The following is a 16,493-nucleotide window of genomic DNA, read 5'->3' as shown; positions in this document are numbered from 1 at the left end:
CCATGAGCCAAGCGCCGTCACAAACCCATGATATATGTGGATTTCATGCGGCTTGATGTCACAAATCATGTCCGCGTGGCGGCAATGGTTGACCCACTCCCCGGTCAGTGACAGCGTTCTGCCGATGGAAGGGTTCGGCCAATGGGCAGACCGGCTGCGCATGGCACGCAAACCGGCGGCGCGGGCGCAAGGCGGCATCGGTCGCCTTCGCGCGCTTGTCGATGCGCACCCGCCGCATGGACCGAATCTGTCGCGACTGGCGGTGCGCGCAGCGACGCTTCTGCTGGTCATGGCCGCCGTCCAGGCCGTGGCGAGCCTCGCCTTCTACGATGTCATCGATAAGGAGACGCTGCGCGAGGATCATGCTCGGCGCGTTGCCGAACTGCTCGTGGTCAGCAACCGCGTGCACGAACTGCATCCGGACGCACTCGGCACGATCATGAGCACGAGCCACCTGGAAGTCGCGCTGTCCAACTCGCCACAGGCGCTGGTCGGTCGCGAGGACGAAGCTGTAAGCGAGATCCGGGGGCACATTCTGCGCTGGGAGCCCACCTTGGCCGGGCAGCAGATCATCCTCGGACTTGAGCCGTCGCGCTTGGGCTACGGCAATCTCGTCGGAGCGATGCGGCTTCGAGACGGGCATTGGCTCAACTTCCGTTCGCGCGACGTGACCTCGGGCTGGCCGATTGCCCTGCGCGCCACGGTATTGACGCTGATCACGGCCGTAGTCGGCTTTGCCCTGTCGCTGTGGTCGCTGCGCATCATCACCCGGCCCCTGCGCGAACTGACCGACGCCGCCGACGCGATCGGCAAGGGGCAGGTCGTGCCGGTGCGCGAAAGCGGCCCCGACGACCTGCGCAGTCTCGCCCGGTCGATGAATGCCATGCAGGAGCGCATCGCGGCGATGCTCGAGGATCAGGCGCGATCGTTCGAGGCCATCAGCCATGATCTGCGCACGCCCCTCTCGCGCGTGACCATAGCCGCCGACCTGATCGACGATGCCGAGATCGCAGGCCTTGTCCGTGATGCCACGAGCGAAATGGAAGCCATGCTGATGTCTCTCCAGCGCTACCTCAGGGCTCAGCACCTTGCGCCTGAAGCGGTCATGATGGACCTCGGCCTCGCAGTGACGGACCTTGTCATGGGCAGCTTTGAAGGGAAGGCCGAGGTCGAGGTTACGCCAGGGGCCATGATCTGCACCTGGCGCGAGCCCTTGCTGATGGCCCTGCACCCGCTGATCGAAAATGCCGTGCATTATGGCGGCAAGGCAAAGGTCTGCGTCGAACCGGATGCGCAAGGCCGCTGGCATGTATTGATCGCCGATGATGGGCCGGGAATTTCCGAAGACCAGTTCGAACGGATTCTTGCGCCGTTCTACCGCATCGACGACGCGCGGGCGCGCGACACGGCAGGTTTCGGGCTTGGCATTCCCACTGCACATCGTCTGCTTGAGCGCTTTGGTGGCGCTATCAAGTTCGCACGCGCGGAAAGTGGTGGGCTGTTGGTCTGCGTGCGGGTCCCCGTCGCAACGGACTGACCACAAACGAAAAAGGCGGAGCTGAATGCCCCGCCTTTCCCTGTAACTTGTCCGGAAAACCGGAAGAAGATTACTTGACTTCGACGGTGCCGCCGGCTTCCTCGATCTTCTTCTTGATGTCTTCGGCTTCAGCCTTCGACACGCCTTCCTTGATCGCCTTCGGAGCGCCTTCGACCAGCGCCTTGGCTTCGGTCAGGCCCAGGTTGGTGATCGCGCGGACTTCCTTGATGACCTGGATCTTCTTGCCACCGTCGCCGGTGAGGATGACGTCGAATTCGGTCTTCTCTTCAGCGGCTTCAGCAGCAGCGCCAGCCGGAGCAGCAGCAACGGCAACAGCAGCAGCGGCGGAAACGCCCCATGCTTCTTCGAGAGCCTTGGCGAGGTCAGCGGCTTCGAGGACGGTCAGCTTCGAAAGTTCTTCAACGAGCTTGGCGATATCGGCCATGGTATTTCACTCCTGATCTTGTGGTGCCCACGCGCCCGAGTGGCGCGGCGAGCGTAAATCGAACGAACGGTCTTATGCGGCTTCCTTGGCGTAGGCGCCGAAGACGCGGGCCAGCTTGGCTGCCGGAGCAGTCGTGAGCTGGGCGATCTTCGTGGCCGGAGCCTGGATGAGGCCGATAAGCGTGCCGCGCAGCTCGTCGAGGCTGGGCATGGAGGCGAGCGCCTTGACCCCGGCTTCGTTGAGAACCTGCGAACCCATTGCACCACCGACGATTTCGATCTTGTCGGTGGTCTTGGCGAACTCGACCACTGCCTTGGCGGCAGCAACCGGATCGACAGAGGCGGCGATTGCGGTCGGACCGGTGAAGAAATCACTCAGACCTTCGTAATCGGTGCCTGCGACGGCAAGCTTGGCAAGACTGTTCTTCGCAACCTTGTAGGTCGCGCCCGCTTCGCGGATCTTCGTGCGCAGGGCGGTGGACTGGGCCACCGTCATGCCGAGGTTGCGGGTGATGACCACCGCGCCGGCCTCGCTGAAGACGCCGTTAAGGAAGGCGACCGAATCGGCTTTCTGCGAACGATCCATGCCATACTCCTTCACATGTGACTGAGCCGGGAGACCCGGACAGTCGGCTACGTTTGTCGATGGCCCGAAGACCACCGGCGAGTCCGTGACAAGGGAAGGAGGTGCGCCGTAAAGCGCGAGGGGCGCCACGATCCTTGCAGGAGCGAGGGGCCTTGAAACTCTTTTCCCCGTCTAGGCTGGAGATTAAGTGCAGGCAGATCCTGCACACCAACTGTCTCGGACGGATGATCGGCAAGGCCAAAGAGGCCCACCGGTCGGGCGGGCCTCTGGCGGATTCGCGCTGTGAAGTCAAGCTTCGGGGCTATCGCCGCCTTCCGGTTCATAGCCCAGAACGTCGCCGGGCTGGCAGTCAAGTTCCCGGCAGATCGCTTCCAGCGTCGAGAAGCGGATGGCCTTGGCCTTGCCGGTCTTGAGGATCGAGACGTTGGCGAGTGTCAAGTCGATGCGTTCGGCCAGTTCGGTCAGCGTCATGCGGCGGGCGTGGAGCAGGTCGTCAAGTTTGACATTGATCGGCATCACACGGTCCCTTCCAGGTCTTCGCGCATCTGCGCGCCGATGCGGAACACCCGGGCGAGGATGAACAGGACGAGGGCAAGCAGCAGGCCGTTGATCGAGAAATCGGCATCGACATTGACCGAGGCTGCATCCGCGCTGGCCTGTTCAAGCATTACGCCGACGATCCCGACGGGTATGGAAAGCAGCTGGATGATGACCGACAGCCACGCCATCGCGCGCAGACGCTCTGCGTTGCCGGGGGTGAACGGATCGCCGTCCTCGACCGTTGTGACGATGGCACGGAGCTTTTCGACGAACCGATGCATCGAAGCCAGCATTGCGGCGAGCAGCGGGAACATCAGCAGGATGAGCCAATAAATCGATTCTGCAGCACCGGCCTTGGCGAGCTTTTCGGCAACCATCCCGTGCAGGCCGACCGCGGCTGCAAAACCTATACCGAGACCCACCATGCCAATCACGATTACGATCAGCATGAACGTGAGCAGAGCCTTGGCCAATCCCAGAAGCGGGTCGGTGCGGAGTGTGGACATTGGATTCCCTCCTGTTGAGTGGGCGGTCAGGCGGCGAGCGGGAGCTGGTAGGTCGCCATGACGGGACCATCGGCGAGCGCGAACGGGGCAGAGCCGGCATCCACCGTCGGCAGCCACAGCGTGGCAGCCAGCAGCAGCGAGAGGATCGCGGCGGCGGTCTGGGGAAGCAGGCGGGACATGATCGTTCTCCGATAAGGTCAATATCGATATTCAATAATATCGATTCGCCTTATCGTCAATCAATAATATTGAAAAACGATATGGCGGCCTGATGCAATGTGCTTTTGCACACATTCGGAATGTTCCCGTTGACCAGACGGCACCTTTCCTGATCACTATGGTCAAGGGCAGCGCAATCTGGGGAGATGGGCGCGTGGGGTGGCTAGCAAGAACGGCAATCGCGCTGGTGGCTGTTTGCACCGCGATGGGAACGGCACAGGCGCAGCCGGACGATACGGTCGGCACCGAGGCTGACGGCAGTGTTTCGCTCGACCGGGCTATCGTGAACCTGCTGAAGGACCGGCTTCGCAATCTTCCCCCCGGAATCGAACGCCGCTTGGTTGATGTGCCTGCGAGGGATGTGTTTTTCCCGGTGGATTCCCTGCCTGCCGATGCGGCGACGCTGCGTGCGATGGGCTACACATCGATCCAGGACAGTCCGAGGCTGACAAGCAAGATCGAAGAGCATTATCTCGCGCAGATTCCAGACGACTATAACGACCTCCCCAGGCTGGAGACCGACAAGGTGCGCGTTCTCTATCTGCGAACGTGCAATAGGTATGAGGCGGTTCGGAAAGCAGCCATGCAGTTCCGCAGTGAGGCGGTCGAGGATGGCGACATCGCCGTGTGGCATGTAGAGCAAGCAAACTTCGAACTGGCGCTTGAGGCTGTAGCGGGATCCGATCTGGATGCAGGTGAGGACCTCGCGCAGCTTTTCATGAGCGGAACTTCTTCCTCCAGCGGCATATCCGATGATAATCTGCGCAAGCTCAACCGCCTGCTGGTCCGCGCTCTGACGGACGACAAGGCAGATGCAGATACAGGTGCGCAGGCGCTTCCAGTACTTGTCCTGCGAGGACCATGCGTCACCGCGTTGAGTCCCGTAAAGTCGTTATTCCCGGGTCTGATAGCGATACCCCCCTTGCCGGTTCCGGTGGGAGGGGGCGGCTATGCTTATGCACCACCAAAGTACTTCGCCGTTTCCTGGCCTGTCGGGGCATCCCAGGTGCTCGTCGGGCGCGGGATTGAAGGCATGTTATGCAGTCAGCGCAGTTTGCCGTGGGAAAGCAGCAAATGCGGTTTCAAGCCGGCCGGTAACAGGACTGCGTTGGCCGCCAGAGCTATGGGCCGCCATGTCTTCGTCGCAAGAATTGGGTCCAAGTGGGCAAGGGGGCAGTTCGATGTGAGTGGGGCTGTGCTCTTCGGTGAGAATTTGCCTCCTGGTCAGATGCCCGTGATTACCCTCATGCCCGATCCGTGAAAGGGGAGTTGAAAGATGGAGAACTTTCGTGCCTTCGTCGAGCGTATCGGATCGGTCTGGGCCCTGGTGCTTGCCGGTGGCGCTTTCGCGCCGGTGCTCGCGGCGTTTTCGGGGTTTGCGCCAACGTCCGAAAGCTATGCCTCGGTCAACATTGCGATGATCTGCGCCTTGCTGGTGCTGGTGGTCCTTTGCAATGTCTGGGTGTTCGGCCAACGTCTCAGGGCGCAGACGGCTAAATTGGTCTTCGCCGCGCTTACTCTGGCTAGCCTCGTGCTACTGGGCACTTACATTCTCGATCTATTGAAGTTCCAGATCGTTCATGGCGAACAGACCTTCATCGGCGGTTGCGGCTGGACGGATGAAACTATTGCCATAGCAAGAGAAATGAAGCGTTCGGTTGCCAATCAGTGTCCTGGTGATGTCGAGTGGCTGCTGGATCAGGCAGCAATGCCAAAGGAAATCTGGGCCCATCCACAACTGCAGGCAAATGAGGTTCGGCTCCTGGCAAAGTGGGCAGGGTTGACGTTGTCATGGTCCGCACTCGTCGCATTCTTCGCGCTAGCGTTCCTCAAGCCCGGGCGTACGCCAAAGGGCTGAATTTTCCCGCTTTGACAACGTATGCGGCAACTCCTATATGCCGCTCCTGTCCAGCGCTTCGAGCAAGGCCGTCCCATGCGCAGGGGGTGGCTCGGGAAGGAGGCGCAGGGCAATCCATCTGACGCAAGAGGCTGCGGGCCATGGCTTCCGTTGAACGGGGTGCCGTGCGCTGTGCGGCCTTTCGCCGTTTGGTGGCCCATCGCCCGCGCGTGGCAGAATTTCCGCCGGTTTTCCGGCCATTTGTTGAAAGAGGCTCGCAACCTTTATGGTTTCCAAGACAGCCAGTCGTCCCGGTGTGAAGAAGCGCATCCGCAAGATCTTCGGGGACATCCACGAAGTCGTGCAGATGCCGAACCTCATCGAGGTCCAGCGCGAATCGTACGAGCAGTTCCTCCGCTCCGATCCGTCGATCGGCTATGTCTCGGGCCTCGAGAAGACGCTGCGTTCGGTCTTCCCGATTCAGGATTTCGCCGGCACCGCCAGCCTCGATATCAAGGAGCGTGACGGTTACGTCCTCGAAGCGCCGAAGTACGACGTGAACGAATGCCGCCAGCGCGGCATCACCTATGCTGCGCCGATGAAGGTCACGCTCAAGCTTGCCACCTTCGAGGTCGATGCCGAGACCGAGACCAAGTCGCTCATCGATATCAAGGAACAGGACGTCTACATGGGCGACATCCCGCTCATGACCGAGAACGGGACGTTCTTCATCAACGGCACCGAGCGCGTGATCGTGTCGCAGATGCACCGTTCGCCCGGCGTGCTGTTCGACCATGACCGCGGCAAGACCCACTCCTCGGGCAAGTATCTCTTCGCGGCCCGCGTGATCCCCTACCGTGGTTCGTGGCTCGACTTCGAATTCGACGCCAAGGACATCGTCAACGTCCGTATCGACCGCAAGCGCAAGCTGCCGGTCACGGCGCTGCTTCATGCGCTGGGCCTGGACGACGAGCAGATCCTCCACCACTTCTACGACACCGTGAACTGGGCACGTGCCGAGGGCGGCTGGAAGGTGCCCTTCGTGCTCGAGCAGTGGCGCGGATCGAAGCCGATGTTCGACATCGTCGATGCCAAGTCGGGCGAAGTGATCTTCCCGGCGGGCCAGAAGATCTCCCCCCGCGCTGCCAACAAGGCGGCCAAGGACGGTCTTGAAGAGCTGCTGATCCCGACCGAGGAAATCTTCGGCCGCTATGCCGCGCGTGACCTGATCGACGAAGCCACGGGGCGCATCTGGATCGAAGCCGGTGACGAAGTGTCCCCGGAAAACCTCGACATGCTCGACAAGGCCGGGATCGACACGCTCGAACTGCTCGACATCGATCACGTCTCGACCGGTCCCTGGATCCGCAACACCCTCAAGGCCGACAAGGCCCCGGATCGCGACCACGCGCTGGCCGATATCTACCGCGTCATGCGCCCGGGCGAGCCGCCGACGCGCGAAACCGCCGAAGCGCTGTTCGATGGCCTGTTCTTCGATGCCGACCGCTACGACCTCTCGGCCGTGGGTCGCGTCAAGCTGAACATGCGCCTCGGCCTCGAGTGCGATGACAGCGTCACCACCCTGCGCACGGACGACATCCTCGCCGTGGTCAAGGAACTGGTGAATCTCAAGGACGGTAAGGGCGAAGTCGACGACATCGACAACCTCGGCAACCGTCGCGTGCGTTCGGTGGGCGAGCTGCTGGAAAACCAGTACCGCGTCGGCCTGCTGCGCATGGAGCGCGCCGTGAAGGAGCGCATGTCCTCGGTCGACGTGTCGACCGTCATGCCGAACGACCTGATCAACGCAAAGCCCGCCGTGGCCGCCGTGCGCGAGTTCTTCGGTTCCTCGCAGCTCTCGCAGTTCATGGACCAGACCAACCCGCTTTCGGAAGTCACCCACAAGCGCCGCGTTTCGGCACTTGGGCCGGGCGGTCTGACCCGCGAGCGCGCCGGCTTCGAAGTCCGCGACGTTCACCCGACCCACTATGGCCGCATCTGCCCGATCGAAACGCCGGAAGGCCCGAACATCGGTCTGATCAACTCGCTGTCGACCTTCGCGCGCGTCAACAAGTACGGCTTCATCGAGACGCCGTACCGCAAGGTCGTGGACGGCAAGGTGACCAAGGACGTCATCTATCTCTCGGCGATGGAAGAGCAGAAGCACACCGTGGCGCAGGCCTCGGCCGAGCTGAATGCTGACGGATCGTTCGTCGAGGAACTCGTCTCGGCCCGCCAGAACGGCGAATTCGTGATGAGCCCGCGTGACCAGATCACGCTGATGGACGTCAGCCCCAAGCAGCTCGTCTCGGTTGCCGCCTCGCTCATTCCGTTCCTGGAAAACGACGACGCCAACCGCGCGCTCATGGGCTCGAACATGCAGCGCCAAGCCGTGCCGCTGATCAAGGCCGATGCGCCGTTTGTCGGCACCGGCATGGAAGAGACCGTGGCGCGCGATTCGGGCGCTGCGATCTCGGCCCTGCGTTCGGGCGTGGTCGACCAGGTCGACGCAACCCGTATCGTGATCCGCGCCTCGGGCGATATCGAACCCGGCCAGTCGGGCGTCGACATCTATCGCCTGCAGAAGTTCGAGCGCTCGAACCAGTCGACCTGCATCAACCAGCGTCCGCTGGTGAAGGTGGGCGACCTGATCGAGAAGGGCGACATCATCGCCGACGGTCCGTCGACCGAGTTCGGTGAACTGGCGCTGGGCCGCAACGTGCTCGTCGCGTTCATGCCCTGGAACGGCTACAACTACGAAGACTCGATCCTGATCAGCGAACGCATCGTCAAGGAAGACGTCTTCACCTCGATCCATATCGAGGAGTTCGAAGTCATGGCCCGCGACACCAAGCTCGGGCCTGAGGACATCACCCGCGACATCCCGAACGTCGGCGAGGAAGCCCTGCGCAACCTCGACGAGGCGGGCATCGTCTACATCGGTGCGGAAGTTCACCCCGGTGACATCCTCGTCGGCAAGATCACCCCGAAGGGTGAATCGCCGATGACGCCGGAAGAGAAGCTGCTCCGCGCGATCTTCGGTGAAAAGGCCAGCGACGTGCGCGACACCTCGCTTCGCCTCCCGCCCGGCGTTGCCGGAACGATCGTCGACGTTCGCGTCTTCAACCGTCACGGCATCGAGATCGACGACCGTACCCGCGCCATCCAGAACGAGGAAATCGAACGCCTCGCCAAGGACCGCGAGGACGAGCGTGCGATCCTCAACCGCGCCACCTTCAACCGCCTGCGCGACATGCTGCTCGGCCAGGTCTCGGCTGCAGCGCCCAAGGGCATCAAGAAGGGCGAAGTCATCGACGAGCAGGTTCTCGCCGATGTCGAGCGTCACGAATGGTGGAAGTTCGCCGTTGCCGACGATGCACGCCAGCAGCAGCTGGAGGCGGTCAAGGCGCAGTACGACACTGCGGTGAAGGCGATCCAGGAGAAGTTCGAGGACCGCAAGGAAAAGCTCGAGCGTGGCGATGAACTCGCCCCCGGCGTGCTCAAGATGGTCAAGGTCTTCGTTGCCGTGAAGCGCAAGCTGCAGCCGGGCGACAAGATGGCCGGCCGTCACGGCAACAAGGGCATCATCAGCCGCATCCTGCCGCAGGAAGACATGCCGTTCCTCGAGGACGGTACGCCGGTCGACTTCGTGCTCAACCCGCTGGGCGTGCCTTCGCGCATGAACGTCGGGCAGATCTTCGAAACGCACCTTGGCTGGGCCGCGCGCGGTCTCGGCAAGCGCATCGGCGCGGCTCTCGACTCATGGCGCGAGGCCAACCCGAACCCCGAAGCCGGCCAGCCGCCGGAAGCGGTGCGCGAGCTGCTCAAGGAGATCTACGGCGACAACTATGCCGACGAGATCGACGCCCGCAACGACGCGCAGATCATCGACTTTGCCCAGGCTGTCCGCAACGGCGTGCCGATGGGCTCGCCGGTGTTCGACGGCGCGGTGGAAAAGGACGTGACCGACATGCTGCGTCTGGCCGGGCTCGATGAATCGGGTCAGGTCACGCTGTTCGACGGTCGCACCGGCGATGCCTTCGACCGCAAGGTGACGGTGGGCATGAAGTACGTGCTCAAGCTTCACCACCTGGTCGACGACAAGATCCACGCACGTTCGATCGGGCCGTACTCGCTCGTTACCCAGCAGCCGCTGGGCGGCAAGGCGCAGTTCGGTGGTCAGCGCTTCGGCGAAATGGAGGTCTGGGCGCTTCAGGCCTACGGCGCGGCCTACACGCTGCAGGAAATGCTCACGGTGAAGTCGGACGACGTGGTCGGCCGCACCAAGGTCTACGAAGCGATCGTCAAGGGCGACGACACCTTCGAGGCCGGCATTCCCGAAAGCTTCAACGTGCTCGTCAAGGAAATGCGCTCGCTGGGCCTCAACGTCGAACTGTCGTCGCTCGATGACACGGATGACGACGGCCTCGCCGAGGCGGCGGAGTAAGGAATACGGGCGGCGGTTCTGCCGCCGCCCACCCCTTCGCACCAGAATTCACGTCCAACGCCCTTTCACAGGGCAAGGGAACGGCACCAAATGAACGACCTGACCAAATTCACCAACCAGCTCGCCAAGCCCGAGACCTTCGACCAGATCCAGATCGGTCTGGCGTCGCCTGAGCGCATTCGCAGCTGGTCCTTCGGCGAGATCAAGAAGCCGGAAACCATCAACTACCGCACGTTCAAGCCCGAGCGTGACGGCCTGTTCTGCGCGCGCATCTTCGGCCCCGTGAAGGACTACGAGTGCCTCTGCGGCAAGTACAAGCGCATGAAGTACAAGGGCGTCGTCTGCGAAAAGTGCGGCGTCGAAGTCACCGTCACCAAGGTGCGCCGCGAGCGCATGGGCCATATCGAACTGGCCGCGCCGGTCGCGCACATCTGGTTCCTCAAGTCGCTGCCTTCGCGCATCGGCCTGCTCCTCGACATGCAGCTCAAGCAGCTTGAGCGCATCCTCTACTTCGAAAGCTACGTCGTCATCGAGCCGGGCCTGACCCCGCTCGAGAAGTACCAGCTGCTGACCGAGGACGAACTGCTCGACGCGCAGGACGAGTATGGCGAAGACGCCTTCTCGGCCGGCATCGGTGCCGAGGCCGTCAAGCACATGCTGATGAACCTCGATCTCGAGCAGGAGCGCGACGATCTGATGGAAGAGCTGCGGACGACCAAGTCCGAGCTGAAGCCCAAGAAGATCATCAAGCGCCTCAAGGTCGTGGAATCGTTCATCGATTCGGGCAATCGTCCGGAATGGATGATCCTCGATGTCGTGCCGGTCATTCCGCCCGAACTGCGCCCGCTGGTGCCATTGGACGGTGGCCGCTTCGCGACCTCGGACCTCAACGACCTCTATCGCCGCGTCATCAACCGCAACAACCGCCTCAAGCGCCTGATTGAGCTGCGCGCGCCGGACATCATCGTCCGCAACGAAAAGCGCATGCTGCAGGAAGCCGTTGACGCGCTGTTCGACAACGGTCGCCGTGGCCGCGTGATCACTGGCGCCAACAAGCGTCCGCTGAAGTCGCTGTCCGACATGCTCAAGGGCAAGCAGGGCCGCTTCCGCCAGAACCTGCTCGGCAAGCGCGTCGACTATTCGGGCCGTTCGGTCATCGTGACCGGCCCTGAACTCAAGCTGCACCAGTGCGGCCTTCCGAAGAAGATGGCGCTCGAACTGTTCAAGCCGTTCATCTACGCCCGCCTCGATGCCAAGGGTCTGTCGATGACCCTGAAGCAGGCCAAGAAGTGGGTCGAGAAGGAACGCAAGGAAGTCTGGGACATCCTCGACGAGGTGATCCGCGAACACCCGGTGATGCTGAACCGGGCGCCGACGCTGCACCGTCTCGGCATCCAGGCGTTCGAGCCGGTCCTCATCGAAGGCAAGGCGATCCAGCTGCACCCGCTCGTCTGCTCGGCCTTCAACGCCGACTTCGACGGTGACCAGATGGCCGTCCACGTACCGCTTTCGCTGGAAGCCCAGCTCGAAGCGCGCGTGCTGATGATGTCGACCAACAACATCCTCTCGCCCGCCAACGGCAAGCCGATCATCGTGCCTTCGCAGGACATGGTGCTGGGCATCTACTATCTGTCGATGGACCGCGCTGGCGAGCCGGGCGAAGGCATGATGCTGGCCGACATGGCCGAAGTGCACCAGGCGCTGGAGGCCAAGGCCGTCACGCTGCACTCGAAGATCATCGCCCGCGTTCCGCAGACCGACGAGAACGGCAAGCAGTACCTCAAGCGTTTCGAAACGACGCCGGGCCGCATGCTGATCGGCGAATGCCTGCCCAAGAGCCACAAGGTTCCGTTCGAGATCGTCAACCGCCTTCTGACCAAGAAGGAAATCGGCGACGTGATCGACCAGGTCTATCGCCACACCGGCCAGAAGGACACGGTGCTGTTCGCCGACGCCATCATGGCGCTGGGCTTCCGCAACGCGTTCAAGGCAGGCATCTCGTTCGGCAAGGATGACATGATCATCCCCGACAGCAAGGATGCGCTGGTTGCCGAGACCAAGGAACTGGTTGCCGACTACGAGCAGCAGTACCAGGACGGCCTGATCACCCAGCAGGAAAAGTACAACAAGGTGATCGACGCCTGGAGCCGTTGCGGCGACCAGGTTGCGAATGCCATGATGGAAGAGCTCAAGAGCTCGCCTGTCGACGAGGCGACCGGCCGTCAGAAGCCGATCAACGCGATCTACATGATGTCGCACTCGGGCGCTCGTGGCTCCCCGGCGCAGATGAAGCAGCTTGCGGGCATGCGCGGCCTGATGGCCAAGCCCTCGGGCGAGATCATCGAAACCCCGATCATTTCGAACTTCAAGGAAGGTCTGACCGTTCTTGAATACTTCAACTCGACCCACGGTGCTCGTAAGGGCCTCGCGGACACCGCGCTGAAGACCGCGAACTCGGGTTACCTGACCCGTCGTCTGGTCGACGTGTCGCAGGACTGCGTCGTGATCGAGGAAGACTGCGGCACCGAGCGTGCGCTGGAAATGCGCGCGATCGTCCAGGGCGGTTCGACGATTGCCTCGCTGGGCGAGCGCATCCTTGGCCGTACCCTTGCCGAAGACCTGATCGAGGCGAAGTCGGGCGAGGTCATCGCGCAGAAGGGCGAACTGCTCGACGAAGCCGCGATCGCGAAGATCGAAGCTGCCGGCGTGCAGTCGGCCAAGATCCGCTCGCCGCTGGTCTGCGAAGCCCAGCAGGGCGTGTGCGGCACGTGCTATGGCCGTGACCTTGCGCGCGGGACGCCGGTCAACATCGGTGAAGCTGTCGGCGTCATCGCCGCGCAGTCGATCGGTGAGCCGGGCACCCAGCTGACCATGCGTACCTTCCACATCGGTGGCGCGGCGCAGGTCAACGAGCAGTCGCACCTCGAGGCGATCTCGGATGGTACCGTGGTCTACCGCGACATTCCGACGATCACCGACAAGCGCGGCCGTCGTCTGTCGCTGGCTCGCAACGGCGAAATCGTGGTCATGGACACCGAGGGCCGTGAGCGCGCGATCCACCGCGTGCCTTACGGTACTCACCTGCTGCACGAGAACGGCGCCATCATCTCGCAGGGCGATCGCCTGGCCGAGTGGGACCCGTTCACCCTGCCGGTGATCACCGAAAAGCCGGGTATCGTGCGCTATCAGGACCTTGTCGACGGCAAGACCCTGACCGAGCAGACCGACGAAGCCACCGGCATGTCGAGCCGCGTCGTCACCGAGAACCGTGCCGCCGGCCGGGGCAAGAAGGAGGACCTGCGTCCTCGCCTGACCCTGCTCGACGACGATTCGGGCGAAGCTGCACGCTACCTGATGGCTCCGGGCACCACGCTCTCGGTCGAGGACGGCCAGCGCGTCGAAGCGGGCGACATCCTCGCCCGTGCATCGCGCGAAGCCGCCAAGACCCGCGACATCACCGGCGGTCTGCCGCGCGTTGCCGAACTGTTCGAGGCCCGCAAGCCGAAGGACAATTCGATCATCGCCAAGATCGCAGGGCGCATCGAGTTCGTGCGTGACTACAAGGCCAAGCGCAAGATCGCGATCATCCCGGAAGAGGGTGAACCGGTCGAGTACCTCGTGCCGAAGAGCCGCGTGATCGACGTGCAGGAAGGCGACTACGTCAAGAAGGGCGACAACCTGATCTCGGGCTCGCCCGATCCGCACGACATTCTGGAAGTGATGGGTGTCGAGGCTCTGGCCGAATACCTCGTCGCGGAAATCCAGGAAGTCTATCGCTTGCAGGGCGTGAAGATCAACGACAAGCACATCGAGGTGATCGTTCGCCAGATGCTGCAGAAGGTCGAGATCACCAACGGTGGCGACACCACCCTGCTGCCGGGCGAACAGGTCGACCTCGAGGAGATGCTCGAAACCAACGCCAAGCTGGAAGAGGGCATGCAGCCCGCCGAAGGCAAGCCGGTGCTGCTGGGCATCACCAAGGCCTCGCTGCAGACGCGCTCGTTCATCTCGGCCGCGTCGTTCCAGGAAACCACCCGCGTGCTCACGCAGGCGGCCGTGGAAGGCAAGAAGGACTCGCTGATCGGTCTCAAGGAGAACGTGATCGTCGGTCGTCTCATCCCCGCCGGTACCGGTGCGGGCATGAACCGCCTGCGCGTCGCCGCCTCCTCGCGCGATGCCGCGCTGCGTGCCTCCTACCGCAAGCTCCAGGAATCGCTGATCGCTCCGGCGACGGCAGCCGAAGAGCATGCAGCCGAGCTGGCGCAAGGGCCGGAAGCCGCAATCGGTGACGATCCGCTGGCGGCGGTCGAGGGCGAGACCCACGGCACCGACGCCGATGCCGGCGATTACCTGATCGAGGGCGACGAGGCGTAAGGCTTCGTCGATCCGTCAGGGACAGTTTGAAGGCCTCGCCGGAGCGATCCGGCGGGGCCTTTTTACGTCTGCTTGACAGGGGCGCCGGGCTTCTACGGCAGTAGAACTTCCTACGCTCCTGACACGCCAATCTAACTTCGTTGCCTCATGCCATGTATACCAATCTCAAGGGACACGGCATGCTCAGTGAGCAGACTTCACGTGGCGCCAAACTGGTCGTCGCATTGATACTCGCGGCGATCCTGATCGTGGGCGTGGCGGTCAGCTATATTCGGTTCGGCGGACCGCTCCACAAGCAGAACCTGTTGCAGGACGAACTCCTGGCAGACATCCTGCCGCCGCCGGCGTTCGTCGTCGAACCCTATCTTCACGCCACATGGTCGCTGACCGACCCCGCGCACGCCGTTCACGCAAAGGCGGAACTCGCCGAAGAGCGCGCGCTGTTCGAACAGCGCAAGGCCTATTGGGCCACGGCGCCTGTGCCTGATGAACTGCGCAACGAAGTGCAGGCCACCATCGGCACTGCCGATGCATTCTGGCAGGCCATCGACCAGCGATTTCTTCCGGCTCTCGAATCCGGGGATACCGCGACGATGCTGCGAGTCCAGCAGGAGGAACTTGCCCCAGCCTACCTGAAACAGCACGACGCGGTCGAGCATCTCGTTGAGCGGTCCACCGCCTATCGCGCCGCGCTGATGGAAAATGCCAATCGCCTCGTGTTCATCCTGATCGCAGCGTTCGCGGCGATTGCCTGCGCTGTTCTCGCTATCGTGCTGTTTGCCGCCAGGATGATCCGGCAGCGCGTCGTTGCGCCGTTGGTCGAGACTGCCGGGACGATGCAGCGCATGGCCGAAGGCGATTATCGCACCGAGGCTTCGGGGGCGGAGCGGAATGACGAGATCGGCGTGATGGCACGCGCCATTGGTGTTTTCCGGGAGAACGGCATCGCCCGGGCCAAGGCGCAGGAGGAGCAGCAGGCAGTCGTTGCGGCGCTATCGGCAGGCCTTGACTGCATGGCGCGCCAGAATCTCGAACATCGCATCGACCAGCGCTTCCCCGAAGCCTACGAGGAGCTGCGGACGAACTACAACATCGCCGTCGATGCCCTTGCATCGGCAATGCGCACCGTACGTGTGGGCGCAGCGAGTGTGCTCAATTCGATCGCCGAGATCCGCGATGCCAGCGACGATCTGGCGCGGCGCAACGAGCAGCAGGCATCGAGCCTCGCCCAGACCGCATCGGCCATGCAAAGCGTGACCGGCAGCGTGCGGGAAACCGCATCGGGGGCAAAGGATGTCAATGTTGCGATCAGCTCGGCCCATGGCGAGGCCAGCAGTGGCGGCGAAGTGGTGCAGCAGGCCATTGCCGCGATGGCCGCGATCGAAGCATCGGCGCAGGAGATCAGCAATATCATCTCGGTCATCGATGGAATCGCGTTCCAGACCAACCTGCTGGCCCTGAATGCTGGTGTCGAGGCCGCACGCGCGGGCGAATCCGGCAAGGGCTTTGCCGTTGTCGCAACCGAAGTCCGTGCCCTTGCCCAGCGCTCTGCCGAAGCCGCGCAGAACATCAAGACTCTGATCGAGAACAGCACGAGCCAGGTGGAGGAGGGTGTCCGACTGGTTGGCGAAACCGGCTCCCGCCTGACCGGCATCGTCGATCAGATCGCAGCAGTCGATGCTTTGGTCACGCAGATCGCGCAGGCCGCGGCGCGACAGGCGGAAAGTCTTGAGCAGGTCAACGTGGAAGTGGCCGCCATGGACCGGATGACGCAGGCGAACGCGGCAATGGTGGAGGAATCCTCGGCGGCAACCCGCAGCCTGTCCTCCGAGGCGGAGCGGCTGACCGATCTGGTCTCGACCTTCCGCACGCGCGATATCGAAAACCGGCCGACAGAGGTGCCCAACCCGCAGGTCTTGCGGCGCTCTTCCGCGCTCCAAGAGGATGTGGCGCCACCCAGGATCCTGCGCTTCGGTACATGAAAATGCAGCAAGGCCGGACGC

The 16,493-nt window shown here is 62.8% G+C and carries 11 protein-coding genes; 6 read left to right on the top strand and 5 right to left on the bottom strand.

Annotated elements, in window-relative coordinates:
* Positions 1-88 precede the first annotated feature (88 nt).
* Positions 89-1,537: an ATP-binding protein gene (locus IM701_RS14760; protein ID WP_230487725.1), complete on the top strand. Its 1,449-nt coding sequence runs from the start codon at positions 89-91 to the stop codon at positions 1,535-1,537.
* 70 nt (positions 1,538-1,607) lie between these two features.
* On the opposite strand, the gene rplL is transcribed toward IM701_RS14760, so the two are convergent.
* From rplL to IM701_RS14735, 5 genes are all read right to left on the bottom strand, one after another.
* Positions 1,608-1,982, bottom strand: coding sequence for a 50S ribosomal protein L7/L12 (gene rplL, locus IM701_RS14755; RefSeq protein WP_039337844.1), 375 nt, complete (start codon positions 1,980-1,982; stop codon positions 1,608-1,610).
* Positions 1,983-2,054: 72 nt separating this feature from the next.
* The gene (gene rplJ, locus IM701_RS14750; protein ID WP_193827343.1) at positions 2,055-2,567 is read right to left on the bottom strand and encodes a 50S ribosomal protein L10; all 513 of its coding nucleotides are present in this window, start codon (positions 2,565-2,567) and stop codon (positions 2,055-2,057) included.
* A gap of 288 nt (positions 2,568-2,855) precedes the next feature.
* A complete protein-coding gene (locus IM701_RS14745; protein ID WP_039337848.1) occupies positions 2,856-3,083 on the bottom strand; it encodes a helix-turn-helix transcriptional regulator in 228 nt (75 codons plus the stop codon).
* Positions 3,083-3,613, bottom strand: coding sequence for a DUF2975 domain-containing protein (locus IM701_RS14740; protein WP_193827342.1), 531 nt, complete (start codon positions 3,611-3,613; stop codon positions 3,083-3,085). The genes IM701_RS14745 and IM701_RS14740 overlap by 1 nt, the downstream gene beginning before the upstream one ends.
* Positions 3,614-3,639: 26 nt before the next feature.
* Positions 3,640-3,792: a hypothetical protein gene (locus IM701_RS14735; protein WP_156451958.1), complete on the bottom strand. Its 153-nt coding sequence runs from the start codon at positions 3,790-3,792 to the stop codon at positions 3,640-3,642.
* 194 nt (positions 3,793-3,986) lie between these two features.
* On the opposite strand from IM701_RS14735, the gene IM701_RS14730 reads away from it, so the two are divergent.
* The 5 genes from IM701_RS14730 (at position 3,987) to IM701_RS14710 (ending at position 16,472) form a co-directional block, all read left to right on the top strand.
* Positions 3,987-5,093, top strand: a complete 1,107-nt coding sequence (locus IM701_RS14730; RefSeq protein ID WP_193827341.1) for a hypothetical protein — start codon at positions 3,987-3,989, stop codon at positions 5,091-5,093.
* Positions 5,094-5,108: 15 nt separating this feature from the next.
* On the top strand, positions 5,109-5,690 hold the full coding sequence (locus tag IM701_RS14725; RefSeq protein ID WP_193827340.1) for a hypothetical protein: 582 nt from the start codon (positions 5,109-5,111) through the stop codon (positions 5,688-5,690).
* A 265-nt stretch (positions 5,691-5,955) separates the two neighbouring features.
* On the top strand, positions 5,956-10,116 hold the full coding sequence (gene rpoB, locus IM701_RS14720) for a DNA-directed RNA polymerase subunit beta (protein WP_193827339.1): 4,161 nt from the start codon (positions 5,956-5,958) through the stop codon (positions 10,114-10,116).
* A gap of 90 nt (positions 10,117-10,206) precedes the next feature.
* The gene (gene rpoC / locus IM701_RS14715; RefSeq protein ID WP_039337853.1) at positions 10,207-14,490 is read left to right on the top strand and encodes a DNA-directed RNA polymerase subunit beta'; all 4,284 of its coding nucleotides are present in this window, start codon (positions 10,207-10,209) and stop codon (positions 14,488-14,490) included.
* Positions 14,491-14,669: 179 nt separating this feature from the next.
* The gene (locus IM701_RS14710) at positions 14,670-16,472 is read left to right on the top strand and encodes a methyl-accepting chemotaxis protein (RefSeq protein ID WP_193827338.1); all 1,803 of its coding nucleotides are present in this window, start codon (positions 14,670-14,672) and stop codon (positions 16,470-16,472) included.
* Positions 16,473-16,493: the final 21 nt, after the last annotated feature.

The organism is Novosphingobium sp. ES2-1, from assembly GCF_015169775.1.
In the GTDB taxonomy this organism is placed as follows: Bacteria; Pseudomonadota; Alphaproteobacteria; order Sphingomonadales; family Sphingomonadaceae; genus Novosphingobium; species Novosphingobium subterraneum.
The sequence above is the reverse complement of the archived record's forward strand: the minus strand, read 5'-3'. Positions and strand labels throughout refer to the sequence as shown.